Origin of the sequence: Kutzneria sp. CA-103260 (assembly GCF_018263855.1) — a bacterium.
In the GTDB taxonomy this organism is placed as follows: domain Bacteria; phylum Actinomycetota; class Actinomycetes; order Mycobacteriales; family Pseudonocardiaceae; genus Kutzneria.
In genome coordinates this window covers 6,333,747-6,356,971 of record NZ_CP073318.1, presented here as the reverse complement: position 1 = coordinate 6,356,971, position 23,225 = coordinate 6,333,747, and the positions used below count along the sequence as shown (strand labels likewise).

The window sequence follows — 23,225 nt, the reverse complement described above, 5'->3', positions numbered from 1 at the left end:
CCAAGCGTCAAAGGCTTGACAGGTGGGGAGTTAGGGGGCTATGCGGGCGAGGTCTACGCGGGACTGGATGGCGAGTTTGCGGTAGATCTGGCGGAGGTGGAAGCCGACGGTGTGGGGGGAGACGAAGAGCTCGGCGGCGACCTGGCGGTTGGTGAGGCCGTGGGCCACCAACCGCGCCACCTTCTCCTCGGTGCCGGTGAGGCTGGCCCAGCCGGTGGAGGGCCGGGGAGCGCGGTGCCAGTGCCGGCGGCGGATGCCGAGGCGGCGCAGGCGACTGCGGACGCGGGCCGAATCCCATGCGGAGCCAAGGGAGTCGTAGCACTCCATGGCCTGATCGAAGGCGACGACGGCGGCGTCGCGGTCCTGGGTGCAGAGCACGGAACCCAGGTCTTCGGTGGCGGAGGCCTGGGCCCAGGGGTCGGAGTACTCGACGGCGGCGAGGGCCGAGGGGTCCCGCTGGTAGAGGGCCCGGGCATGGGGGCTGAGCCCGAGGTCGGCGGCGGCGGCGACCACCAACCGAGCGAAGATCTCGTCGCCGGCGGCCAGGGCAGTACGGACGCACCAGGCGGCGGCGGAGGGATCTTCCAAGAGGAGTTCACGCCGCCGAGCGGCATCGGTGCGGACCTCGGACAGCACGGCCAGGGCAGCCTCGGGACCACGGCAGGCGGCGGCGACCTGGGCGGTGACCCAGGTCCGCATGGCCGACGCCGGCAGCGTGTCGAAGAACTGGAGCCGTTCGGCGGCGGCGGCGACGTCCCCACGCCGCAACGCGCACAGCACGAGCACAGCCCGCAAATGGGGTTCGTACAAGGGCATCTGGGTGCCGGCGACGAGCCCGATGCCGGCCAGGGCCTCGGCCTCCGCCTCGGCGATGGCGCCGGCGGCGAAGGCCAGCCACGAGCGCAGCGCGGAAGGGATGCTGGCCAACACCTTGGTGGCGGCCAGGCTGTCCTCAATGGACTGAAGTGTTTCGGCGGCGTCGGGCAGACGGCGCAGGCGGATCTGCATCCACGCGAGGGTCCACCGTGGATCAAAATGCCACGGGGACTCCTGTGCGGCGGCCTTGCGCACGGTGGCCAGGGCGTCCTCGACCCGGCCGGAACTCCACATGGAGTCGGCCCGAGCGGTCAGGGACACGCCGTCCCAACCGGTGGCGACGGTGTGGCCGAGCAGGGAGAGCATGGGGCGGGGAACGGTGTCCAGGACCGCCCGCCATACCGGCTCCCGCCGGAACTCGAAGGCGTCGGCCAGGGACTCCACCAAACCGGCGTTCATGGCTTCCTGCAACGGCTTGAGCAACGTCGCCGGCGGCACGGCCAGCATGGCGGCCAGGTCGGCGGGACCGAACCGTCGGCCCAGCACAGCCGCCACCTGCACCACCTGCTGGGTGGCCGGGTCCAGCTGGCCCAACCGGACCCGCACCGCGGTCAGAAATCGTTGCGGCAGAAGAGCAAGGCGCAGGTGTGCGATGCCGGCCGTGACCAGCACGGCCCCGTCCTCGACCAGCCCTCGGACCAGTTCGGTGATAGCCCGTGGGCTGCCGCCCATGCACTCGCACAGCGACAGCAGGCCGGCGTCCGGGGTGGCGTCGAGCAGATCGGCGACCACCTCGGTGACAACGTTGTCGGGCAATGGGTCGAGTGGGGCCAGCCACTCCGTGCACGGGTCGGCGGCCATCTCGCCGAGCAGCAGGCCGTTGGGGGAGTCCAGGTGCTCGGCGCGCATGGCGAAGATCCACATGAGCGGCCGGTCGGCCATTCGGACCATCAGGTCGCGCAGCGCCGTCGCGGTCAGCGGATCGAGCCAGTGCAGGTTGTCCACGGCGACCAGCACAGGCCCGCGCCGCAGCTGGGCCACCAGGTGCCGCTCCAACGGCGCGGTGAGCCAGCTCGACGGGTTCGAGTGCGGGGCCAAGGCCACCGGCAGGCTCAGCGCGGTCACATCCGGCCCGTCCACGACGGTGAAACCGCGCTCGGCGGCCATGGTCGCGGCCTCCTGCAGCAGCCGGGTCTTGCCCGAGCCGACCGGCGCCGCCAGCAGCAGGGTCCGGCGCTCCCGGGCCGACAGGCCGGCGGCGATCCGGTCGAGTTGCCGGTCCCGGCCGCGCAGCGGTCGTCGGTCATTCGGTAGCGAACGTTCGAGTACCTGCGGCTGCATGATCTCCCCCGGCCAGCTCGACGAAAGAGAATGACTCGCGGGGGGCGACTTCGGTCGGTGAACGGTGGGAAAAAGTCCCCCGGGTGGCCAGTCAATCGACCACCCGGGGACGCTGTCAACTCACACTGGCAAATCACTAGAAATGCGGACGGGCGCGTATCCCGGGGCCCGGCCCATCATCCGATCGATGCCGCGTACAGGAACCAGGTGGAATGCGGCAGCCACTGCTCCAGCCACCGCCAGTCGGTGTTGGGGCCGGTGAACGCCGTGCCGGGATCCCACGCGATGCCACGGCCGTCGTCCGATTTGCCGGTGATGCCGTTGACGATGCCGCCCGCCGACCGCAGCCAGCGCCACGAGCCGACGGTCTGCCCGTCGGCGTACTCCAGGTAGAGCGGCTGGTCACGGCCGGTGCCCTCGAGCATGCAGACGTCGAACGGATTGGAGCCGACGATCCAGTTCAGCTGGTCCTGGGCGTACGCGCGGAGACCGGCGGCGAACGCACCGGTATAGAAGCCGGCGGCCAGCCGTGCCGCCGACGCCATCGAGGCCAGGCGGGCGTTCTCGCCCTGCCACCAGGCGTCATCGGTGCGCGGGGTGACGTTGTGCGGGAAGAAGTAGCCGCTGTAGCGCGTGCCCTTGTTGTCCTGCACCAGCTGCCGCGCGTAGCCGAACGGGTTGGGCACCTCGCCGGTCACGTTCAGCTCGAACTGGAGGGACCGCCGCACCACGTCGAGCACCTTGGTCTTCGTCGCCGCGTCGGCGACGTCCAGGTACGTCAGCAGGCTGACCACCGGCAGCCCGGCGTCGGACGGGTGGAAGAACGGTCGGTCGGCGTCGTCGGCGCGCCAGTAGTCGTGGTAGCCCTGCCAGGAAACCAGCCGCGCGCACAGGTTCGCCGCCCGCGTGTCGGCGGCCGTTCGATACGTGTCCTTCTTGGTGGCCTTGAACAACTCGGTTGCGGCCAGCAGCGCGTTGAAGTCGTCGAGAATGTTCTCCTTGCCGTCATTCAGGAGTTTCACGTTGTTGGCGACCAGATAAGCGAAAGCGTCCTCGGCCGCGGCCAGGTAATCGGCCGACGCGTAGTCGCCGGACACCGGATAGGTGCTGGACCGGGCCAGCGCGGCGATGGCCAGGCCGCCGCCCTCGCGGAAGTCGACCTGCCGGGTGCTCAGGCTGCGCTGGGTCGGGTCGGCGCCGAGGTCGTCGGCCTCGGGCTGGCCGACCGAGCTGTAGAAGGAGCCGCCCTTGACGTGCACGCGGGTCAGGTAGTCCGCGCCGAACAGGGCCTCGTCCAGCAGCCAGCCCTGGGCCGCGACGAGATCGGTGTTGCCGCGCTTGGCGATCTGGTCGTGCGCGGCGGCCAGGGCCCAGGCGGTGAGCGGGATGGACAGCGTGTTGAAGTACGACAGGTTGGACAGCTGGGTGAAGTGCTTGCCCCAGTCGGCGGCCGCGTCGTACCAGCCGCCGCTGGCGTCGAAGGTGCCGCCGGACTTCAACGGCAGCTTCCGGTCGGCCTTGTCGTACTGGCCGGAGCTGCGGGCATCCTTGAAGTAGTGCACGAGATGCGACATCGTGCGGCGCTCCAGGACGTTCGGCTCGATCCAGAACGGCTGCGAGCTGCCGCCGTCCACGGTGACCACGTACTGGCCGGTGCGAGTGAACGCGGTCAGGTCGGCGACCCAGTAGTAGCTGGGCACGGCCGGAACCTGGTCGGCGGCCCAGTCCTGGACCGGGCCCACGTACTTGGCCAGCCCCCGGGACACGGTCTGGCCGGTGGCGTTGTCGACCACCTGGTAGGCCCGGGGCCCGGCGGACGGCTTCGTCGCGGCGATCACCACGCGCTTGGCCGCGCCCGGCTCGAAGCCGACGTTGTTGGTGAGCACCAAGGGTTTCGAGCCGGCGGCCGGACTCGGCGCGGGAAGCGCGGCCGAGCCGGCGACGGCGGCGGTGCCGAGGAGGAAGCGGCGGCGGGTGGGTGACTGCTCCGAAGAGGAAGACATTATTTGTAAACCTCCTTAACTATTTGTCACCCTAGGTGCCGGCCTGGTGACGGTCAAGGAGGGAAGCGAGGAGGCGGGGAAAGGGACTGGGAGGGGAAGAGGGGGCGCGGGGTAAGCACGGTCGGCCCGTCCGTAGCGCAAGGGGACGGCACAGGCGGGGCTCAGCTGGCACACAGGTCGGCGGCGCACTGTGGAGGCCATGAACGCTCGGGAGCAGGGGATTCGCAGCGCGGCGGTGATCACGGCGGCGCTGGCGTTGGTGGGGGTCGGCGGGGCGGTGGCGGTGGCGGCGGTGGTGAGCCACTCGGACAGCGCCACGACGAGCAGCAGCACGTCTGGTGGCAGCACGTCGAGCCAGTTGTCCACGGGCACGGACCCGATGGCGAGAACGGGGGGATCGTGAACGCGGCGGAATGGTCCGTATGGAGCACGACGGCCCGTGTGGTCGTCACGGAGCCGGAGCGGCTGCCGACGGCGCGGGCGCTGGTGGAGACGATGCTGGCCGAGATCGACCAGGCCTGTAGTCGGTTCCGGTCGGATTCGGAGCTGATGGCAGCGGGTCGTAGTAGCGGCCCGGTGCAGGTCAGCCCGCTGTTGGCGACGCTGGTGGAGGTCGCGCTGCGAGCGGCCGAGGAGAGCGACGGGGCGGTCGATCCGACGGTCGGCAGTGCGCTCTGCACTCTCGGCTACGACCGCGACATCTCCACTGTGGACGTTGACGGGCTGGAAATTCCGCTGGCAGTCAAGCAATCCCCGGGTTGGAGCAGTGTCAAGCTGACCGGCAACACGCTGACCATCCCCGACGGTCTGGTGCTGGACCTTGGTGCCACGGCCAAGGCCTTCGCCGCCGATTGCAGTGCGCGGCTGGTGGCTGACGCCCTCGACACCGGCGTGCTGGTCAGCCTCGGCGGCGACATCGCGACGGCCGGCCCCGCGCCGGAGAAAGGCTGGCAGATCCTGGTGCGGGACCAGGAAGACGATCCCTCTTGCGTGGTCCGGATGCCGGCCGGTAAAGCGATCGCCACCTCCAGCACCCGCAGTCGGCAGTGGCGGCGCGGGGGCCGCGTGCTGCACCACATCCTCGATCCCCGGACCAGCTTGCCGGCGCCGAGAACTTGGCGCTGTGCAACGGTTGTCGCCGATCACTGTACCGACGCCAACACGCTGACCACGGCCGCGCTGGTGCTGGGTGAGGACGCGCTCGACATGCTGCGTGAGCACGACGTGCCGGCCCGGTTGGTGGCGGCCGACGGCACTGTCAGAACACTCGGCGGCTGGCCGTGATCTGGTACATCGCCCGCGGCGCGGGGGTGATGGCCCTGCTCATGCTCACGGTCTCGGTGGTGCTGGGAATCGCCACCAGGCAAGGAAAACCGCTGGCCGGGCTGCCCCGGTTCGCCATCGCCACCGTGCACCGCAACGCCTCGCTGATCGGCCTGGGCCTGGTCGTCGTGCACGTGCTGAGCCTGCTGTTCGACTCCTACGCCAAGCTCAACCCGGTCGACCTGGTCGTCCCGTTCGTCGGCTCCTACCGGCAGTTCTGGCTGGGCCTCGGCACGCTGGCGTTCGACCTGCTGCTCCTGGTGCTGATCACCAGCCTGAACCGGGCCCGGCTGGGGCTGCGGGCGTGGCGGGGAATCCACTGGCTCTCCTACGCCATCTGGCCAATCGCCCTCGCGCACGCCCTGGGCACCGGCACCGACGCCACGCAGCTGTGGATGGGTGTCCTCGCCGTCGGCTGCGCCACCGCCGTGGCCACCACCGTGACCTGGAGGTTCGTCACATGAGGCCGCTGCTCGACGCCGCCGCGCGATCAGAGGACGAGCACATCGCCCGCAACGGCCCGCTGCCCTGGCCGAGTATTCGCGGGGCGCTGATCGGGGCCGTGCAGGAGGCCGGGCTGACCGGCCGCGGCGGGGCCAACTTCCCGACCTGGCGCAAGCTGGCCCGTACCGCGGTCACCGACCACCCGGTGGTGATCGCCAACGCCGCCGAGGGAGAACCGGCCAGCCGCAAGGACAAAGTGCTGCTGGAGCACTGCCCGCACCTCGTGCTCGACGGCCTGCAACTGGCCGCCGACGCGGTCGGCGCGGACCGGGTCTACCTCTACGGACCGAAGGGAATTGTTGTTCCGAAACGGAAATCTGACCGGCATCCGATCGTTCACGTGACGGCCCCGGACGCTTTCACGGCGGGGGAGTCCTCGGCGGTGATGGCGGCGGTCGCCGGGCGACCGGCGAAACCGACCGACCGCGGCCGCGACGACATGTTGGTGCAGAACGTCGAGACCCTGGCCCGTATCGCCCAGATCGCCCGCTGCGGTCCGAGGTGGTTCCGCCAGCACGACACCTACCTGGCCACGATTTCCGGCGCGGTGCGACGACCAGGCGTCTACGAGGTCGCCAGAGGGGCCACCGTCCAACAGCTTCTGGACCTGGCCGGCGAAAGCGAGCCCGTCAAGGCGGTGCTGGTCGGCGGCTACCACGGAACCTGGCTGCGGCCGCACGACACCATCGCCGATCCCGGCGCCGGCGTGGCCATCGCCTTGCCCGCCAAGGAAAGTGGCCTGGCCAGGACGACCGAGATCGTCCGGTACCTGGCCGTGCAGAGTGTGAAACAGTGCGGGCCCTGCCGGTTCGGCCTGCCGGCGTTGGCCGAGGCGATGACCAGACATCAATGGCCGCAAGTCAACCAGCTCGTCGGGCTGGTCGACGGCCGAGGCGCCTGCCACCACCCGGACGGCACGGCCCGGCTGGTCCGCAGCGCGATGGCGGCATTCGAAGGGGAGTGGAGATGACCGAACTGCACATCGACTGGACGGCCTGCGACGCACGGGGAATGTGTGCGGAACTGCTGCCGGAACTGGTGTCCGCCGATCCCTGGGGCTATCCGCTCATCGCCGACAAGCGCGTTCCGGCCCAGCTCGAAGAACACGCGAGGCGGGCCGCACAATTGTGCCCCCGCCTCGCGATAAGCCTGCGAAAAGTCAGTCCACCAGCACCGGAAGCTCGTCCACACCGTACACAATGGACACCTGCCGGTAGGCCAGCTCCTCGGGGCTGACGGCCAGCCGCAGCTTCGGGAACCGCCGCACCAGCGCCGGATAGGCGATGCGCAGCTCCATCTTGGCCAGCTCGGCCCCGATGCAGCGGTGGATGCCGTGTCCGAAGGCCAGGTGCGAGGAGGAAGTCGGCCGGTCCGGGTCGAAGCCCTCCATGTTCGGGCCCAGCGCGGCGTCCCGGTTGGCCCCGGACAGCGACACGATCACCACGTCGCCGGCCTTGATCTCCTGGCCGCCCAACGTCATGTCCTTCTTGGCGAAGCGCGGGAACGCCACCTGCACCACGGTCAGCAGCCGCAGCAGTTCCTCGACGAAGGCGTTGACCGCCTCGTCGTCGGTGCGCAGCCGCTCGAACGCCTCCGGGTTCTGCAGCAGCACGATCGCGCCCAGCGCCAGCATCGACGTCGTGGTCTCGAAGCCGCCGGTGAGCAGGCCGTCGGCGATGCTGGCCAGCTCCTCGTCGTCGATGGTGTCGCCGTGCTCCTTGATGATCTGGCCCAGCAGGTCGTCGCCCGGGTTCTTGCGCTGCTTGGCCACCACGCCTCGCAGGTACACCAGCGACTCGCTGATCGCCCCCAGCGAGGCGCTGGCCCCGCCGAACAGGTCGAACCGGGCCGCGCCCAGGCGCTGGAAGTCCTCGCGGTCCTCGTAGTCCACGCCCAGCAGCTCGCAGATCGTCAGGCACGGGATCGGCAGCGCGAACGCCTGCATCAGGTCCACCGGGCCGTGCACGGCCTGCGCCTCGATGGTGTCCAGGGTGTCGGCCACGATGCGCTCGATGCGAGGCGTCAGGCGGCTCAGCCGGCGCACCGTGAATTCGGGGGTGAGCACCTTACGGAGCTTCGTGTGCAGCGGCGGGTCGGAGAAACCGAGGCCGCCTGGATTCTGGTCCGCGGTGATGCCGAAATTGCCGGCGAGATTGCTGAAGTCGTTGCTGAAGTCGGTCGCCGAGCCGAGCACGGCCCGGGCGTCGTCGTAACCGGTGACCAGCCAGGCCCGGAACCCGAGCGGCAGCTTCAGCCTGGTGACCGGCTCGGACTCGCGCAGCAGGCGCATGTCCCGCACCGGGTGCACACCCTCGCGCGCCAGCGGCATGAGCGCGGAATCGGGAATGAAAGGGATACGTGACAGATTGAATCCGTCCTGCCCCGTCTTCGCGATCTGCCTGCGCACGAACCACGAAGTAATGCGCGAAGCGAGCTTCATCATGAATTCAACATACCTCATGCCCAGGACCGGCCGTGCCGGCATTCGGCGAACCGACACACACCGGTCACCCGGGCGTCACGGCGTCGGCCGGGGCAGCGGCCGGCACGCCAGGTCGGGCCCGTTGCCCGGCCGGCGCGGGGGTAGCGCGCCCGTGCTCAGGTACGCCGAAATCTTGTTGTCGACGCAAGCATTGCCGCGTGGTGTGACGGCGTGCGAGGTGCCGCCGGGCTCGGCGATCAGCGAGGCCCCGGGGTAGCGCCGCCGCACTTCGAGGCTGCCGCTGAACGGCGTAGCCGCGTCCAGGGTCTCGTCGATCATCAGCACACCGCCGACGTGCCGCCCGTCCACCGGCACCGGCGGCCCGGCCTTGGCGTGCCAGAACAGGCAAGGGGCGTTGAACCACGCGTTGCCCCAGGCGAAGTACGGCGCCTGCGCGAACGTGCGCCAGGCGTCGGCCTGCCACTGCTGCCAGCTGGTGGGCCACTGCACATCGCTGCACTGCACGGCCAGGTACGCGGCGTAGCCGTTGTCGTCGCCCACGCCGGCGATCTGCGCGAACAGCGACTTCATGGTCTGCCAGTCGCCCTGGTTGACGAAGCGCGACAGCGCCTTGCCCAGCGTGAGCCAGCTCAACTGGTAGTACGACGCCTGCTGCACCACGTCCATCAGCTCGTCCGGCCCGACCACGCCGCCGGCCGGCGCCTGGGCGATGGTCAGCAACTGCCGGTTGAAAACCTTCTCGACAGCCGATTCAGTGCCACCGAGGTGATAGACGTCATTGTGTTCGGCCAACCAGCCGAACCAGAGCCGCAGGTTGCGGTCGAAGGCCAGATCCTGGTCCAGGTTGTCGCGGTAGAAGACGCCGCTCGGGTCCACTGTGCTGTCCAACACCATGCGCCGCACCCGTTGTGGGAACAGCGAGCTGTACACCTGCGCGAGGTAGGTGCCGTAGGAGAAGCCGTACAGGCTCGTCTGTTGCGCGCCGAGGGCATCCCGGATGCTGTCCATGTCCCGCGCGGTGTCGGCGGTCCGCATGTGCGGTAGCAGCTCGGGATCAGCCGCGGCACAGGCGTCGGCGTAGGTGTGGGCCCGGTTCAGCCAGGTCTGCGTCTGCACGTCGTTGAGCGGCAGGTAGCTGGGCCGGTCGAAATCCATGTAATCGTTCTGACAGGTGAGCTTCGGCACGCTTGCCCCGACTCCCCGCGGATCGAAGCCGATCCAGTCGTACGCGTCGCCGGCGTGGTTGGGCAGCTGGTTGCCGGTCGCGGCCAGATCCAGTCCGGAGCCGCCCGGGCCGCCGGGCTCGGTGATCAGCACGCCCTGGTACTGCGCGGCGGGAACCTTGTGCAGCACTCGGGAGAGTGCGATCTGGATCGTCGGCCCGTCGGGGTCGCCGTGGTCCAGCGGCACGGACAGCAGGCCGCACTGGGCGCCCGAGACGACGAGGATGAAGCTGTGGCACGGTCCCCAGGCGATCGTCGGGGCCGGCGCGGCCTCGGCCACGGGGGGCACGGAGATCGCGGCGAGGACTGCGGTCGCGGCGACGGCCAGGCGAGTTCCCTTCACCCTCGAACCGTAGGGGCGCAGCGACTGTTGCCGCGTCCGCTGAACGTCGCGAGCGCGTTGCCCGGTTCGGCGTCACGTGTCGGTGCCTGATCAGGTCCGGTTCCGTCCCCATCGGACGGTCCCGAGCATCGCTCGCCTCCACTGTGGATCTGCCGATCGGGTCAAGGGGGTTGAGCCGATCAAGGTTCCGAATTAGCCTCTGCGCACTCGATCGGTCAAGGGGGCACGGATGAGTGGAGACGGCCGAATGGCGGGACCCGGCAGCCGGCCGCCCTGGTACGTCTTCGTGTTGGCGGCGCTGGGAGTCCTGCTGGTGCTGACCGCGATCTTCGGCGTCGGCCCGCGCGCCTCGACGCTGTTCCCCTTCACGGAACCGGTCCCGCAGCCGTACCGCGGTTCGGACGCCCCGACTCCCGTGACCGCGCTCGGCGACCCCACCTCGGTGACCACCACCACGCCCTCGGACCATCAGACGGTCGCCGCGCCGCCGGCTGCCGGCAAGCTGACCCTCGTCGCCACCGGAACGGTCCCCGCCACGACCACCACCCCGGTCGCGCCGCCGCCGACCACTACGCCCGGGCGGTCCACCGTCACGGTCGTCTTCCCAGGTCCCGGCGGTGGCGGCTACTGCTGCCAGTCCGGCGGCAGCTGGGACGGCGGCGGGGGCGGCTACGGCGGGGGCGGCGGTGGTCGTCACCGTTGACACATGCTTTGGTACTCTCGGTGACCTCGGACGCCGAGGAGGCCTGTGATGCGAGTGCCCCGCCCGGCGTCCGCTGGGCGCGCGGTAGCCGCAGTCGCGTCGTCCATTGTGGACAGTGCGGTGAAACCGCAGTCGGGTTGGCGGCATGTCCCGGAGTGTCCACTATGGACTTCGGGATCCGGAACGGGCCCGACCCGGTGGACACCACCAGCGGCGGTCGCTGGCAAGCGCTTGCCTGGATGGCGCTTCGCTTGGCAGAGTTGCGATGTGTCACGCCCCGGGCCGACGGTGTCGATCCGAGGCCGTCGATGTCGGTTTTGGGTGGTCGGGGCGGATAGGTCACGCTCCGTCGCGAATCGACTTCATAACGTCTGTCGTCGGAGGTCCGCTGTGGACCGAACGGAAGTACGCTGCGCACGTGTCTTCGGTGGAGGGGCAGCCGGTTCCGGCTGACGAACAGGTGGTCGGCTCCGTGCTGCCCAGGGACCGAGACCTCGTCCGCTGGCTGGTCGTGGTCGGTGGCGGCTATCTCGCGGCCGGGGTGGTGCTGATCCTGGTCGCGGGTGAGGACGCCTTGCGAGTGCTGGGATACGTCATCGACGTGCCGATGGCGGTGCTGGCCGCCGCGGTGCTGGTCCGCGTCGGCCGATTACGCCAGTTGCAGCGGCGGACCCGGCTGCGGCCGGCTCTGCTGGCGCCGCAGCTGGCCGCAGGGATAGCGCTTGCCGGGGTCCCCGACGTCCGGGTCCGGGTCGGCTCCCGGTCTGTCGGCCGCTCCTACCGCGCCGGCCGGCACGGGGTGGTGCTGCTGAACGACACACTGCTGGACCGCGTGCCGATCGCCACCACCTTCGTCGTCGCCCACGAGCTCGCGCACCTGGCCCGGCACGAGACCCTGCGGGAGACCGTCGTCGCGGTGTACCTGCTCACCATCTCCGCGCTGTCGCTGTGGGTGCTGCCGTGGCAGATGGCCGCCGCCGTGGCGGCGTGCGCCGCCGCGCTGGCCGTGACCTACGCGTGGACGCGGGAGCTGGACTGCGATCGGATCGCCGCCCGTTGCGCCGGACAGCGCTCGGGAATCGCCGCGATGGACGCATTCGCCAAGTGGCGGACCCGCAATCCGCTGCTGCGCCTGTGGGGCGCGTTCGGGCAGCCGCCGTTGTCGTTGCGCCGCAACGCGGTGCTTGACCCGGAGCGGCTGACCGGCTGGTTCGGTCCCAAGGATTGACCTATCTCCTGGACGGCGTGCCCCGTCGATCCTGGTGAGCGCGTTCCCACGCTGCCACTGTTGACGAGCGGGCCGCCGTTGTTGAGGTGGGAGCAGCAACGGCGGCGCCGGCTGGTCATACTCGACGTATGTGGATGGTCTACGGCGCCAACGGCTACACCGGTCGGCTCATCGCACAGGTCGCGGGGCGGCGCGGCGAGCGCCCCGTGCTCGCCGGGCGGTCGGCCGAGAAGCTCGAGCCGCTCGCCCGTGAACTCGGGCTGGAACACCGGGCCGTCGGCCTGGACGACCAGGACCGGCTCTGCGAGGCCCTCGGCGACGTGGACGCGGTCGTGCACTGCGCCGGCCCGTTCTCCGAGACGTCCGAGCCGATGGTCGACGCCTGTCTGGCCACCGGCACCCACTACGTGGACATCACCGGCGAGATCGACGTCTTCGAACGGATCTTCGCCCGGGACGGGGAGGCCCGCCGCGCCGGCACGGTGCTGTTGCCCGGGGCCGGCTTCGACGTCGTGCCCACCGACGGCATCGCCGCCCGGCTGGCCCGGGAGCTGCCCGACGCCGTCGAACTGGAGCTGGCGTTCGTGGTCGGCGGCGGGATGAGCCCCGGCACCATGAAGACCACCGTCGAGGGCATCACCACCGGCGGCCGGGCCCGGGTCGACGGCTCACTGGTCACCGTGCCGGTCGGCCACCGCACCCGGGTCGTCGAGTTCCCCTCACGTCCCCGCCGGGTCGGCTCCGTGCCGTGGGGCGATCTCAGCACCGCCTTCCGCACCACCGGCATCCCCACCATCACCACCTACACCGTGGTGCCCGAGTTCGCCGGCGCCGCGCAGAACCTGCTGGCCCCGGTGTTCCGGTCGGCCGTCGCGCAGGAGATGGCCAAACGGTTCATCGGCCTGCTGCCCGGCCCCAGCGCGCGAACCCGCGACGGCAGCCGCTGCGAGGTCTGGGGTCAGGTCCGCAACGCCGCCGGCCGGCAGCTGTCCATGACCCTGACCGGCCCCAACGCCTACCAGCTCACTGCCGACTCCGCCGTCCGTGCCGTCACCAAGCTCATCGCCGGCGCGGCGGAACCAGGCTCCCACACCCCCGCGACCGCCTTCGGCCCCGACTTCATCGCCGAACTCGACGACGTGACGCTCTCGCCGATCGCCTAGACGCTCGGAAGGGGGCATTCCTAGCGTTCAACGCCAGGAATGCCCCTTCACTGCACAAAGGGCGCGGGGTCAGCGCGGCGCCAGGAGGCTGCTGGCCTCCTGGGCGGCGGTGCCGGCCTTGAGCAGGTGCTCCAGGTTGGCCGGCAGTTGCTCGCCGCGCTTGTGCACGGCCTGGGCGTACAGCCGGCCGGCGCGGTAGGAGGAGCGCACCAGCGGCCCGGCCATCACACCGGAGAAGCCCATCTTCTCGGCGTCGGCGGAGTGGGCGACGAACTCCTCCGGCTTGACCCACCGCTCGATCGGGTGGTGCCGCACGCTGGGCCGCAGGTACTGGGTGATGGTCACGATCTCGCAGCCGGCCTCGTGCAGGTCGTGCAGCGCCTCGGTGACCTCCTCGGGGGTCTCGCCCATGCCGAGGATGAGGTTGGACTTGGTGACCAGCCCGGCCTCACGGGCCTCGGTGATCACCTGCAGCGACCGCTCGTACCGGAAGGCCGGCCGGATCCGCTTGAAGATGCGGGGCACGGTCTCCAGGTTGTGGGCCAGCACCTCGGGCCGCGAGCCGAACACCTCGGCCAGCTGCTCGGGGTCGGCGTTGAAGTCGGGGATCAGCAGCTCGACGCCGGTGCCCGGGTTCATGGTGTGGATCTGGCGCACGGTCTCGGCGTACAGCCAGGCCCCGCCGTCGGCCAGGTCGTCACGGGCCACCCCGGTCACGGTCGAGTAGCGCAGGCCCATGGCCTGCACCGACTCGGCGACCTTGCGCGGCTCCTCGCGGTCGAACTCGGCCGGCTTGCCGGTGTCGATCTGGCAGAAGTCGCAGCGCCGGGTGCACTGGTCGCCGCCGATGAGGAAGGTCGCCTCGCGGTCCTCCCAGCACTCGTAGATGTTGGGACAGCCGGCTTCCTCGCACACCGTGTGCAGGCCCTCGCGGCGGACCAGCCCCTTGAGCTCCTGGTACTCGGGGCCCATCCGGGCCTTCGTCTTGATCCAGGACGGCTTCTTCTCGATGGGGGTCTGGCTGTTGCGCACCTCAAGGCGCAGCAACTTCCGACCCTCGGGGAGCACCTCTGTCACACGCCTACCTTACGCTTTTGCCCAGCGTGGCGGCCGTCACGCAGCCGCGGGCACCCGACCGCGCAGCAGCGCGGCGAACGCGCCGCCGACGCGCTCCAGCGTGTCGTTCGGCTCGTCGAACTCGGCCAGGCCGGCGGCCAGGGCCAGCATCCGGTGCTCGCGGGCGGTGGCATCGGCCAGCACACCGCCGGAGTTCTCGTCCAGCAGGCGGCGCAGCGCGGGGTTCTCGGCCACGGCCTGTCGCCACGCGGCGGACACGGCGTCGACCCGGTCGCCCTCGGTGTCCGACAGCGCCAGCCCGATGCGGGCGGTCAGCGCGCGGGTCCACTTGTGGTCGAGGGCCAGCAGCAGCTCGTCGGTGTCGGCGAACACGGCGGCGGCGTCGGGGACCCGGGTGAAGGTCTCCTCGATCGCGCCGGGGTGGGCCAGTACGGCGTCGATGACGTCCCGGCGACGGTAGTAGTCGTTCCAGCTCATCGTCGTACCTCCGGTCTTCGGCATACTCGCGGTATGTCCGACACGACGACCATACCACGGGTACGTACCGGCGGTATGTGGATAGAGTTGTGAGCGTGGCGACAGCGCGGTCGAGACGGCTCGAGTATTCGGAATCCACCAGGGACGCCCTGGTGGACAGCGCTGTGGAGCTGTTCACCAAGCGGGGGTACGCGGGCACCTCGCTGGACGAGGTGGCCAAGCGGGCCCGCGTCACCAAGGGCGCGCTCTACCACCACTTCAGCGGCAAGCAGGCGCTGTTCGAGGCGGCCTTCGACACCGTGGAGACCAAGGCGATGCGCCGCCTCGGCGAGATCGTCAGCAGCCCGGGCCACCCGTGGGAGACGGCCATGGCCGGCCTGCGGGCCTACGTGCGGGTCTGCCTGGACCCGGCGTTCCAGCGCATCGTGGTGCACGAGGGCCCGGTGGTGATGGGCTGGGCCCGCTGGCGGGAGGCCGAGGAGCACTTCAGCTACGGCCTGATCCGCGAGTCGGTGACGGCCCTGGTCGAGTCGGGCGAGATCGACGAGATGCCGGTCGAGGTGATGTCCCGGCTGCTCTACGGGGCGCTGTCGGCGGGCGCCAGCATGATCGCCGGCGCCGCCGACCCGCGCAAGGCCAGTGAGGAAGTGGCCTGGTCGATTACCCGAGTGGTCAGCGGACTGCGCCGACCGGCAGCAGCAGGTGCGGACGCGCCGGCGGAACCGGTCCCGCCGTCACGGCGTCGTCGCCGCTAGCCAGCAGCGCGGCCAACAGCGCGCCGGCGGCGGCGTTGGACCGCTCCGGGTGCGCCAGCATCAGCTCCCACAGCGGCGGCTCGCCCTGCAGCTCCACGAACCGCACCCCGGCCCGGCCACGGGCGGTGCTGCGCGGCAGCACCGCGATGGCCAGGCCGGCGGCCACCACGTCCAGCATGGTGTGCACGTCGTCGGCGTGGAACGCGACCTTGCCGCCGAACTCGTTGCCGCCGCCCGGGAAGTCGACCAGCGTCTCGGCCCGCAGCTCGCCGAGGCCGATGGCGTTGCGCTGGGCGAACCGGTGGTCGGGCCCGCAGGCCACCACCGGCCGTTCCGGCCGCACGGGCGTGACGGTCACCCCCTCGGCACCCAGAGCACCGTTGGGCAGCGCGGCGGCCATCCGGTTGGCCGGCATCAGCAGCAGGGCCAGGTCCAGCCTCCCATCCCGGACCTGGTCGAGCAGCCGGGACGAGCTGTCGTGGCCCAGCACGACCTCCACGTCCGGATGCGCCCGGTGGAACCGGCCGAGCGCGGCCATCAGGGCCCCGTGGTCCACGGCCCGGGCGAGCCCGACGATCACCCGGCCTCGCAGGCCGCCCTGCACGGCGGCCACGGCCTCCCGGGCGGCCGTCACCGTGCTCAGGGCCCGTCGGGCCTCCACCAGCAGCGCCCGGCCGGCGTCGGTCAGCCGGACCTGGCGCTTGTCCCGGACGAACAGCTGGGCCCCCAGCTCCCGTTCGAGCGTCTGGATCGAGGCGGACAGGCTGGACTGGGCGATGTGCAGCCTCCGGGCCGCCCTGGTGAAGTGGCATTCCTCCGCTACGGCGACGAAATGCGACAACTGGCGCAACTCCATGCTGATCACCTGTGTTCTTGGCGGTATTTGGCTGGCAACAGCACGCGGCGTCACCACAGACCTTAGGTCTGTGACCGGTCGGGGGGCAGTAGCTGATCGATTCATTCGCTGGGTGGCTAGGTTGGTGGCCGTGGACTTCCGGATCTTCACCGAGCCCCAGCAGGGGGCCACCTACGACGACCTGCTCCGGGTGGCCCGCGCCGCCGAGGACGCCGGTTACGACGCCTTCTTCCGTTCCGACCACTATCTGCGGATGGGCGACTCGGACGGGCTGCCCGGCCCGACCGACGCCTGGATCACGCTGGCCGGCCTGGCCCGCGAGACGTCCCGGCTGCGGCTGGGCACCCTGATGAGCCCGATCACCTTCCGCCACCCCGGCCCGTTGGCGATCTCCGTCGCGCAGGTCGACCAGATGTCCGGCGGCCGCGTCGAACTGGGCATCGGCAGCGGCTGGTACGAGGTCGAGCACACCGCCTACGGCATCCCGTTCCCGGAGATGGGCGAGCGCTTCGACCGGTACGAGGAGCAGGTCGAGATCATCACCGGCCTGTGGGGCACGCCCGCCGGCCAGACCTACTCCTTCGCCGGCAAGCACTACCAGGTCACCGACTCGCCGGCGCTGCCCAAGCCGGCGCAGAGCCCGCGCCCGCCGGTGCTGGTCGGCGGCTACGGCGTCAAGCGCACGCCCCGGCTGGCGGCCCGCTTCGCCGACGAGTTCAACATCGGCTTCTGCTCGATCGAGACCGCGGCGGCCCAGTTCGACCGGGTCAAGGCGGCGTGCGAGGCGATCGGCCGCGATCCGTCCTCGATCATCCTGTCGGTGGCCCAGCCGGTGGTCGTCGGCCGGGACGACGCCGAGGTGGCTCGGCGCGCCGCCGCCATCGGTCGCGACGTCGACGAGCTGAAGCAGAACGCCTTCACCGGCACGCCGGCCGAGGTGCTGGACCGCATCGGCGCCTGGCACGAGGGAGCCGGCACCAACCGGTTCTACCTCCAGTTGCTGGACCTGTCCGACCTGGACCACCTGGACCTCTTCGCGGCGGAGGTCGCCGCCAAGTGGACCAAGTGACCGTCCTGCTGCTGCACGGGCTCGGCGGCGACCACCGTGGCCTGCGGGAACTGGCCGACGCGCTCGACGGGGTCGACGTCGTCGTGCCGGACCTGCCGGGCTACGGCACGTCGCCGCCGCTGACCGTGCCGCACACCCTGGAGAACTACGCCGCCGAGATCGAGCGGCTGCGGCTGTCCTTGGGACTGGACCGGTTCGTGCTCGCCGGCCACTCGCTGGGGGCGTCCATCTCGCTGGTCTACGCCGCGAAGTACGGGGCCGCGCTGGACGGGTTGTGCCTGTTCAACCCGGTGTCCGAGGCGACCGGCCCCACCGCCTGGCTGGGCAAGCTGTACTACCGGATCGGCTCCTGGCTGCCCGCGCCGCTGGCGCGGATCTGGCTGTGCAGCAAGCCCGCCGTGTACCTGGCCGACGCGTTTGTCATCGTCACCAAGGACAAGGCGCGGCGGCGGTGGATCCTGGAGATGGACTACGAGAACTACCGCAACGCCAGCGTGCGGGCGATGACCGAGGCGTTCCTCAGCTACTTCGACACCGGCTTCGCCGCGCTGGCGGCGTCGGTCGACGTGCCGACCCTGGTCGTCACCGGCACCCGTGACGGCATCGCGCCGGTCGACGCCGTGACCACGCTGCGGCAGCGGATCCCCGACTCGGAACTGGTGATCGAACCCGGCGCCGGCCACCTGTTCCCCGCCGAGGACCCCACCCGCGCCGCCGAACTGTTGACCGCATTTCTCCGGCGAGTCCCGCTGTCAGGCAACCGAATGTCGAGTTGAGGTAGATCACCGCAGCTGGCCGGCGACGTCCGCGGCGGCCGTGAGGATCACCAGCAGGGGAATGACGGCCGTGGGCGGCACCTGGTAGCTGCCGCGGCTGTCCTGCTCCACCGCCTTGGCCGAGACCAGGGCCTTCAGGTGGTGGTAGAGCTGGCCGGTGGAGCGCAGCCCGGCCGCCTCCGACAAGGCGGGGGCGGGCTGCGCCCCGTTGGCGATCAGGTGCCGGACGATCGCCGTCCGCACCGGGTGGCCCAGCGCCGCGAGCAGATCGACCCGCGGGCCGTCGGGCAGCTGGAGCGTCGCGTCCACGCCGAACTTGATCTGCCAGGACAGGTCGCCGTTGAGATGGACGTCGCCCTGGTACCCGACAATGCCCGCCGCCAACGCCTCGGCTGTCGGCCGCTGGCCCTCCAGGGCGGCGACGCGGCGTTCGAGGTCGGCGATCCGTTCGGCGTAGTCAGACACTGATCAAGCATGCCCGAGTGCCTTCCCGACCCGCGCGAGCACCGCCGGGTCCCGCAGCATGCCCAGGCAGAACATGGCGAAGTCGCCCTCGTTCGCATGCAGCGCCTTGTAGTCGTCCGCGGTGAGATCCGACACCAGGACCACGCTGATGCCGATCGTGCCGTCGGCGCGGCGCAGTGAGAACGCCAGGGTGAGAATGCCCGGCAGCTCACCGCCCTTGTAGCCGATGCCCAGCTCACCGGGCTGCACGAGCGGGGCGAGCGCCAGCTCCAGGTAGCGCCGGCCGGGAATCCGTTCCGTGGCGATGGACCGATGCAGCGAGGCCAAGTCCACGGCGCTGGCGCGGTGTGTTGTCTTCGCCCACGCGAACGGGTCCACGATCGGGGGTTGGGACAGCTTCGCGAGCGCCGCCGCGTGGAACTCGGTATCGGTCAGAAACCGCCTGGCCAACTCGTCGTTCGTGCCCGGCCACCACAGGCGGAGCACCTGGCCGATCAGCGCCGGCACCTGGGCTTCCGGCCAGCCGCCGCGGGCCGCCGTCCGGCGCAGCGCCGGCACCCCGAGCAGGTCGTGCAGATAGTCGGCGGCCGAGTTGTCGCTCTGGATGATCATCGCCCGCACCACCCAGTCCAACGGCACCAGTTGGTCCGGGTCCGCGGCCCACGCCCCGTTGGCCGGAATCCCCAGCATCGCCAACGAGTTCGGGTGCGCATTGCCGTCCGTGCCGGGCAGGTAGTACGACTCCCAGTCGCGGATCTTGATCTGGCGCTGCGGGTTGATGCCGCTGCCGGCGAAGGCGGCGGCGTGGATCGCCTTGTAGGCGGACGCCATCGGCGACATTCGGCACTCCTGGTGCGCAATGCGCCCGTCGCGGCCGTCGTCGGCGAACACCTTGACGTTGTCGCGGTGCTTGGCCAGCCACTCGCCCCAGTCAGTGCCTTCAGCAGCAACAGCCCGGCCCGGCAGCAGCAGCGGCGCGGCCGCGACCGCCGCCGCGCCGGCCAACACGTGTCGTCTGGACAGCATGGAACCCCCTCTTCCGTTTTTCCGTAGTTACGGAATATCAGAGAAGAGAGGCGTCTGTCAGGAAGACAGGGAGAACGTCACCCCGGCGGCCGTCGGCTGGTTGCGCTCGATGTTGCGGACCGTGAGCGGCAGCGTGCCCTCGATCGCGGCCAGCACGGCCGCCTGGACCAGGGGCTGGACCTCGGCCACGGTCACGTCCCGGCCCAGCTCGGCCGACAGCGAGGTGACGCCGGCGTCGCGGATGCCGCACGGGATGATCTTGCCGAAGGCGTCCAGGTCGGCGTTGCAGTTGATCTCCAGGCCGTGCATGGTGACGCCGCGCTGCACCCGGATGCCGATGGCGGCGATCTTGCGCTCGGGGCGGTCGCCGTCGGCGGCCAGCCATACCCCGCTGCGGCCCTCGACCCGGCCGGTGGCCAGGCCGAACGCGTCGCAGACGTGGATCAGGGCCTGCTCGACGCGCCGCACGTAGTCGACGACGTCGACCGGGTCGGAAAGCTTGACGATCGGATAGCCGACCAGTTGCCCCGGACCGTGCCAGGTGATCTTGCCGCCACGGTCCACGTCGATCACCGGCGTGCCGTCCTGCGGCCGGTCCGCGGGCTCGGTGCGCTTGCCGGCGGTGTAGACCGACGGGTGCTCCAGCAGCAACAGGGTGTCCGGACCGACGCCGTCCGCGCGAGCGTTGAGCAGCTCGCGCTGGAGCTCCCACGCGTCGGCGTAGTCGATGGTGCCCAGCGGCCGCACCTGCACGGGATCGGCCGTGGCGCGGCAGGATGAGGTCGTCACGTACCGACTTTACGCCCGCGTCCCGACGACGTCCGCGAGCGCGGTGGCCAGGGTCTCGTGCTGGAACTCGAAACCGTGCGCCAGCAACGCCTTCGGGGTCGCCCGCTGGCCGATCAGGATGCCCTCGTCGGCGAACTCGCCCAGCACCGCCCGGATCGCGAAGCCCGGCACCGTCCACGGCGTCGGGCGGCCCAGCGCCTCGCCCAGCTCCCGGGTCAGCTGGGCGTTGGTCAGCTGCTCCGGCGCGCACAGGTTCACCGGACCCGAGATGTCGTCGTGCTCCAGCACGAAGCGGATCGCCGCCAGCTCGTCGTCCAGCGAGATCCACGGCCAGTACTGCCGGCCGTCGCCGAGCTTGCCGCCCAGCATGAACGACACCAGCGGCCGCAGCTTGCCCAGCAGGCCGCCGGACTCCGCGAGCACCAGGCCCGTGCGCAGGACCACCACCCGGGCGCCCGCGTCCCGCGCCGGCTGGGTCGCCGACTCCCACTCGTGCACCAGGTCGGCCAGGAAACCCTGGCCCTTCGGCCCCGACTCGTCGACGACCTTGTCGCCGGTGTCCCCGTAGAAGCCGACCGCCGACGCGTTCACCAGCACCGGCACCTTGTGCTCGGCGACCGCCGCCGCCAGCACCTCGGTCGGCTCGACCCGGGAGTCCAGCAGGGTCTGCTTGCGGGCCTGGCTCCAGCGCTTGTCGCCGATGCCCGCCCCGCACAGGTTCAGCACCGCGTCCACGCCGTCCAGCGTGCCGTCCTGGATCCGCCCCGCCGGCGGGTCCCAGGTCCGCTCGTCCCGGGCCGCCGCCGGCCGGCGCACCAGGCGCAGCACCTCGTGGCCGGCGTGCCGAAGCACCGGCAGCAGGGCGGAACCGATCAAGCCGGACGAGCCGGCCACCACCACGCGCATGCCTCGATCGTCCCCCGCCCACCCGTGAACCGCAGCACCGGGGTCCCCGCGAGTCCCGCTGTCAGGCAACTGAATGTCGAGTTCCGGAACTCGACACATGGCTGCCTGAGAGCGGGACTCGCGCGAAAAAGAGGGCTGCCCGGTGTGGGCGGCAGCCCTCCTTGGTGCGCTATTCGCCTCAGAGGCCGAGGTCGGCCTCGAAGGCGCCCTCCTCCAAGCGGTGCTTGATCGTGGTGAGGAAGCGGGCCGCGTCCGCGCCGTCCACCAGGCGGTGGTCGTAGGACAGGGCCAGGTACACCATGGACCGGATGGCGATGGTGTCGCCGCCGGCCTCGTCGGCCACCACGACCGGGCGCTTGACCACGGCGCCGGTGCCGAGCATGCCGACCTGCGGCTGGTTCAGGATCGGCGTGTCGAACAGGGCGCCCCGGCTGCCGGTGTTGGTCAGCGTGAAGGTGCCGCCGGCCAGCTCGTCCGGTTTGATCTTGTTGTTGCGGGTCCGCTCGGCCAGGTCGGCGATCTTGCGGGCCAGGCCGGCGATGTTGAGGTCACCGGCGTTGTGGATGACCGGCACCATCAGGCCGCGCGGCGAGTCCACGGCGATGCTCAGGTGCTCGGCGCCGTGGTAGGTGACCTCCATCGTCTGGTCGTTGATGGAGGCGTTGACCTGCGGGTGCTGCTTGAGCGCCTCGACCGCGGCCTTGGCGAAGAACGGCAGGAAGGACAGCTTCACGCCCTCCCGCGCCTCGAAGCCCCGCTTGGCGCGGTCGCGCAGCCGGGCGATCCGGGTGATGTCGACCTCGATCACGGTGGTGAGCTGGGCCGAGACCTGCAGCGACTCCACCATGCGCTTGGCGATGGTCTGCCGGATCCGGGTCATCTTCTGCGTGGTGCCCCGCAGCGCGGCCGCCTCGGGCGACGGCGCGGCGGACGCGGCGGCGGGGGCCGACGCGGCCGGGGCCGCGGGAGCGGCGGCCGGCGCCGGGGCGGGGGCCTTCTTGGCCTCCACGGCGGCCAGCACGTCCTGCTTGCGGATGCGGCCACCGACGCCGGTGCCCTGCAGCGAGTTCAGGTCGATGCCGTTCTCCGACGCCAGCTTGCGGACCAGCGGCGTCACGTACGGCGCGCCGTTGGCGTCCTCGGCGGACGCGGCCGGAGCCGGCGCGGCGGCGACCGGCGCGGGAGCCGGGGCAGCCGGGGCCGGGGTGGCAGCCACGGGGGCCGGGGCCGGCACGGCCGGAGCCGGGGCGGGAGCCGGAGCAACCGGCGCGGGAGCCGGAGCCGGAGCAGCGGCCGGAGCCGACGCGCCGTCGCCGATGACGGCCAGCTTGCCGCCGACCTCGACGGTGGCGTCCTCGCCGGCGCTGATCTCCAGCAGGGTGCCGGCGACCGGGGACGGGATCTCGGTGTCGACCTTGTCGGTGGACACCTCCAGCAGCGGCTCGTCCACGTCGACGTGGTCGCCGACCTGCTTGAGCCAGCGGGTGACCGTGCCCTCGGTGACGCTCTCGCCGAGCGCCGGCATGGTGATCTCGGTGCCCTGGGCCGGACCGGCCGACGGGGCCGGCGCCGGGGCGACGGCCGGAGCCGGCGCGGCCGGGGCCGCAGCCACCGGAGCCGGGGCCGGGGCCGGCGCGGCGGCGGGCTCGGGGGCCGGCGCCGGGGCGGGAGCCGACGCGCCGTCGCCGATCACGGCGAGCTCGGCGCCGACCTCGACGGTCTCGTCCTCCTTGACGACGATGCGCGTGAGCACACCGGCGGCCGGCGACGGGATCTCGGTGTCGACCTTGTCGGTGGAGACCTCCAGCAAGGGCTCGTCGACCTCGACACGCTCGCCCTCGTTCTTGAGCCAGCGGGTGACGGTGCCCTCCGTGACACTCTCGCCGAGTGCCGGCATCTGGACGGAGAAGGCCATGGGTTAGTGACTCCTCGTGCTCGT

Annotated in this window: 23 protein-coding genes; 11 read left to right on the top strand and 12 right to left on the bottom strand. The window is 71.0% G+C overall.

Going from position 1 to position 23,225, the window contains the following annotated elements; translation table 11 throughout:
* Positions 1–30: 30 nt before the first annotated feature.
* Both JJ691_RS27870 and JJ691_RS27865 read right to left on the bottom strand, forming a co-directional pair.
* Positions 31–2,157: a helix-turn-helix transcriptional regulator gene (locus JJ691_RS27870; protein WP_211762580.1), complete on the bottom strand. Its 2,127-nt coding sequence runs from the start codon at positions 2,155–2,157 to the stop codon at positions 31–33.
* Between the two features lie 176 nt (positions 2,158–2,333).
* Positions 2,334–4,160, bottom strand: coding sequence for a glycoside hydrolase family 9 protein (locus JJ691_RS27865; protein ID WP_211762579.1), 1,827 nt, complete (start codon positions 4,158–4,160; stop codon positions 2,334–2,336).
* 199 nt (positions 4,161–4,359) lie between these two features.
* On the opposite strand from JJ691_RS27865, the gene JJ691_RS27860 reads away from it, so the two are divergent.
* The 5 genes from JJ691_RS27860 to JJ691_RS27840 are packed head-to-tail and all read left to right on the top strand — an operon-like array spanning position 4,360 to position 7,223.
* Positions 4,360–4,563, top strand: coding sequence for a hypothetical protein (locus JJ691_RS27860; RefSeq protein WP_211762578.1), 204 nt, complete (start codon positions 4,360–4,362; stop codon positions 4,561–4,563).
* The gene (locus JJ691_RS27855) at positions 4,560–5,444 is read left to right on the top strand and encodes an FAD:protein FMN transferase (RefSeq protein ID WP_249227059.1); all 885 of its coding nucleotides are present in this window, start codon (positions 4,560–4,562) and stop codon (positions 5,442–5,444) included. The genes JJ691_RS27860 and JJ691_RS27855 overlap by 4 nt, the downstream gene beginning before the upstream one ends.
* Positions 5,441–5,947 (top strand): ferric reductase-like transmembrane domain-containing protein, encoded by a 507-nt coding sequence (locus tag JJ691_RS27850; protein WP_211762577.1) that lies wholly within the window; start codon positions 5,441–5,443, stop codon positions 5,945–5,947. The genes JJ691_RS27855 and JJ691_RS27850 overlap by 4 nt, the downstream gene beginning before the upstream one ends.
* On the top strand, positions 5,944–6,957 hold the full coding sequence (locus JJ691_RS27845; protein ID WP_211762576.1) for an NADH-ubiquinone oxidoreductase-F iron-sulfur binding region domain-containing protein: 1,014 nt from the start codon (positions 5,944–5,946) through the stop codon (positions 6,955–6,957). Before JJ691_RS27850 ends, JJ691_RS27845 begins: the two co-directional genes overlap by 4 nt.
* Positions 6,954–7,223, top strand: a complete 270-nt coding sequence (locus tag JJ691_RS27840; protein ID WP_211762575.1) for a ferredoxin — start codon at positions 6,954–6,956, stop codon at positions 7,221–7,223. The genes JJ691_RS27845 and JJ691_RS27840 overlap by 4 nt, the downstream gene beginning before the upstream one ends.
* Here the strand turns inward: JJ691_RS27840 and JJ691_RS27835 are convergent.
* Together JJ691_RS27835 and JJ691_RS27830 are read right to left on the bottom strand one after the other, a co-directional pair.
* Positions 7,147–8,430 carry a cytochrome P450 gene (locus tag JJ691_RS27835; RefSeq protein ID WP_211762574.1) on the bottom strand — a complete coding sequence of 428 codons (1,284 nt, stop codon included), beginning with the start codon at positions 8,428–8,430 and terminating at the stop codon, positions 7,147–7,149. The two genes, JJ691_RS27840 and JJ691_RS27835, sit on opposite strands and share 77 nt — an antisense overlap.
* A gap of 75 nt (positions 8,431–8,505) precedes the next feature.
* Positions 8,506–9,996, bottom strand: coding sequence for an alpha/beta fold hydrolase (locus tag JJ691_RS27830; protein WP_249227058.1), 1,491 nt, complete (start codon positions 9,994–9,996; stop codon positions 8,506–8,508).
* Between the two features lie 247 nt (positions 9,997–10,243).
* Between JJ691_RS27830 and JJ691_RS27825 the strand changes: the two genes are divergently transcribed.
* From JJ691_RS27825 to JJ691_RS27815, 3 genes are all read left to right on the top strand, one after another.
* Positions 10,244–10,699, top strand: a complete 456-nt coding sequence (locus JJ691_RS27825) for a hypothetical protein (protein WP_211762573.1) — start codon at positions 10,244–10,246, stop codon at positions 10,697–10,699.
* 418 nt (positions 10,700–11,117) lie between these two features.
* Complete coding sequence (locus JJ691_RS27820; RefSeq protein ID WP_211762572.1) at positions 11,118–11,927, top strand: M48 family metalloprotease; 810 nt, start codon at positions 11,118–11,120, stop codon at positions 11,925–11,927.
* 128 nt (positions 11,928–12,055) lie between these two features.
* The gene (locus tag JJ691_RS27815; RefSeq protein ID WP_211762571.1) at positions 12,056–13,090 is read left to right on the top strand and encodes a saccharopine dehydrogenase family protein; all 1,035 of its coding nucleotides are present in this window, start codon (positions 12,056–12,058) and stop codon (positions 13,088–13,090) included.
* A gap of 69 nt (positions 13,091–13,159) precedes the next feature.
* Here JJ691_RS27815 and lipA read toward each other — a convergent pair whose 3' ends face one another.
* Both lipA and JJ691_RS27805 read right to left on the bottom strand, forming a co-directional pair.
* The gene (lipA, locus tag JJ691_RS27810; protein ID WP_211771764.1) at positions 13,160–14,158 is read right to left on the bottom strand and encodes a lipoyl synthase; all 999 of its coding nucleotides are present in this window, start codon (positions 14,156–14,158) and stop codon (positions 13,160–13,162) included.
* A 45-nt stretch (positions 14,159–14,203) separates the two neighbouring features.
* Complete coding sequence (locus JJ691_RS27805; protein WP_211762570.1) at positions 14,204–14,644, bottom strand: hypothetical protein; 441 nt, start codon at positions 14,642–14,644, stop codon at positions 14,204–14,206.
* A gap of 149 nt (positions 14,645–14,793) precedes the next feature.
* Here JJ691_RS27805 and JJ691_RS27800 point away from each other — a divergent pair, with 149 nt between their 5' ends.
* Entirely contained in the window at positions 14,794–15,399 is a 606-nt protein-coding gene (locus JJ691_RS27800; protein ID WP_249228282.1) for a TetR/AcrR family transcriptional regulator, read from the top strand.
* Here JJ691_RS27800 and JJ691_RS27795 read toward each other — a convergent pair.
* Positions 15,317–16,255: a LysR family transcriptional regulator gene (locus JJ691_RS27795; protein WP_211762568.1), complete on the bottom strand. Its 939-nt coding sequence runs from the start codon at positions 16,253–16,255 to the stop codon at positions 15,317–15,319. The two genes, JJ691_RS27800 and JJ691_RS27795, sit on opposite strands and share 83 nt — an antisense overlap.
* A 130-nt stretch (positions 16,256–16,385) precedes the next feature.
* On the opposite strand from JJ691_RS27795, the gene JJ691_RS27790 reads away from it, so the two are divergent.
* The gene (locus tag JJ691_RS27790; RefSeq protein WP_211771763.1) at positions 16,386–17,324 is read left to right on the top strand and encodes an LLM class F420-dependent oxidoreductase; all 939 of its coding nucleotides are present in this window, start codon (positions 16,386–16,388) and stop codon (positions 17,322–17,324) included.
* Positions 17,312–18,100, top strand: a complete 789-nt coding sequence (locus JJ691_RS27785; RefSeq protein ID WP_211762567.1) for an alpha/beta fold hydrolase — start codon at positions 17,312–17,314, stop codon at positions 18,098–18,100. Before JJ691_RS27790 ends, JJ691_RS27785 begins: the two co-directional genes overlap by 13 nt.
* 6 nt (positions 18,101–18,106) lie before the next feature.
* On the opposite strand, the gene JJ691_RS27780 is transcribed toward JJ691_RS27785, so the two are convergent.
* From JJ691_RS27780 to sucB, 5 genes are all read right to left on the bottom strand, one after another.
* On the bottom strand, positions 18,107–18,565 hold the full coding sequence (locus JJ691_RS27780; RefSeq protein ID WP_211762566.1) for a winged helix-turn-helix domain-containing protein: 459 nt from the start codon (positions 18,563–18,565) through the stop codon (positions 18,107–18,109).
* A gap of 3 nt (positions 18,566–18,568) precedes the next feature.
* Positions 18,569–19,591 carry a serine hydrolase gene (locus JJ691_RS27775; protein WP_211762565.1) on the bottom strand — a complete coding sequence of 341 codons (1,023 nt, stop codon included), beginning with the start codon at positions 19,589–19,591 and terminating at the stop codon, positions 18,569–18,571.
* A gap of 57 nt (positions 19,592–19,648) precedes the next feature.
* Positions 19,649–20,380 carry a lipoyl(octanoyl) transferase LipB gene (lipB, locus tag JJ691_RS27770; protein ID WP_211762564.1) on the bottom strand — a complete coding sequence of 244 codons (732 nt, stop codon included), beginning with the start codon at positions 20,378–20,380 and terminating at the stop codon, positions 19,649–19,651.
* A 9-nt stretch (positions 20,381–20,389) separates the two neighbouring features.
* Positions 20,390–21,286 carry a TIGR01777 family oxidoreductase gene (locus JJ691_RS27765; RefSeq protein ID WP_211762563.1) on the bottom strand — a complete coding sequence of 299 codons (897 nt, stop codon included), beginning with the start codon at positions 21,284–21,286 and terminating at the stop codon, positions 20,390–20,392.
* 178 nt (positions 21,287–21,464) lie between these two features.
* Positions 21,465–23,201, bottom strand: coding sequence for a 2-oxoglutarate dehydrogenase, E2 component, dihydrolipoamide succinyltransferase (gene sucB / locus JJ691_RS27760; RefSeq protein ID WP_211762562.1), 1,737 nt, complete (start codon positions 23,199–23,201; stop codon positions 21,465–21,467).
* Positions 23,202–23,225: the final 24 nt, after the last annotated feature.

Excerpts from the sequence above, each read along its gene's own strand:
- JJ691_RS27870 (WP_211762580.1), bottom strand. The coding sequence starts at position 2,157 with ATGCAGCCGCAGGTACTCGAACGTTCGCTACCGAATGACCGACGACCG.
- JJ691_RS27865 (WP_211762579.1), bottom strand. The coding sequence starts at position 4,160 with ATGTCTTCCTCTTCGGAGCAGTCACCCACCCGCCGCCGCTTCCTCCTC.
- JJ691_RS27860 (WP_211762578.1), top strand. The coding sequence starts at position 4,360 with ATGAACGCTCGGGAGCAGGGGATTCGCAGCGCGGCGGTGATCACGGCG.
- JJ691_RS27845 (WP_211762576.1), top strand. The coding sequence starts at position 5,944 with ATGAGGCCGCTGCTCGACGCCGCCGCGCGATCAGAGGACGAGCACATC.
- JJ691_RS27840 (WP_211762575.1), top strand. The coding sequence starts at position 6,954 with ATGACCGAACTGCACATCGACTGGACGGCCTGCGACGCACGGGGAATG.
- JJ691_RS27835 (WP_211762574.1), bottom strand. The coding sequence starts at position 8,430 with ATGATGAAGCTCGCTTCGCGCATTACTTCGTGGTTCGTGCGCAGGCAG.
- JJ691_RS27825 (WP_211762573.1), top strand. The coding sequence starts at position 10,244 with ATGGCGGGACCCGGCAGCCGGCCGCCCTGGTACGTCTTCGTGTTGGCG.
- JJ691_RS27815 (WP_211762571.1), top strand. The coding sequence starts at position 12,056 with ATGTGGATGGTCTACGGCGCCAACGGCTACACCGGTCGGCTCATCGCA.
- JJ691_RS27805 (WP_211762570.1), bottom strand. The coding sequence starts at position 14,644 with ATGAGCTGGAACGACTACTACCGTCGCCGGGACGTCATCGACGCCGTA.
- JJ691_RS27795 (WP_211762568.1), bottom strand. The coding sequence starts at position 16,255 with ATGGAGTTGCGCCAGTTGTCGCATTTCGTCGCCGTAGCGGAGGAATGC.
- JJ691_RS27775 (WP_211762565.1), bottom strand. The coding sequence starts at position 19,591 with ATGCTGTCCAGACGACACGTGTTGGCCGGCGCGGCGGCGGTCGCGGCC.
- JJ691_RS27765 (WP_211762563.1), bottom strand. The coding sequence starts at position 21,286 with ATGCGCGTGGTGGTGGCCGGCTCGTCCGGCTTGATCGGTTCCGCCCTG.
- sucB (WP_211762562.1), bottom strand. The coding sequence starts at position 23,201 with ATGGCCTTCTCCGTCCAGATGCCGGCACTCGGCGAGAGTGTCACGGAG.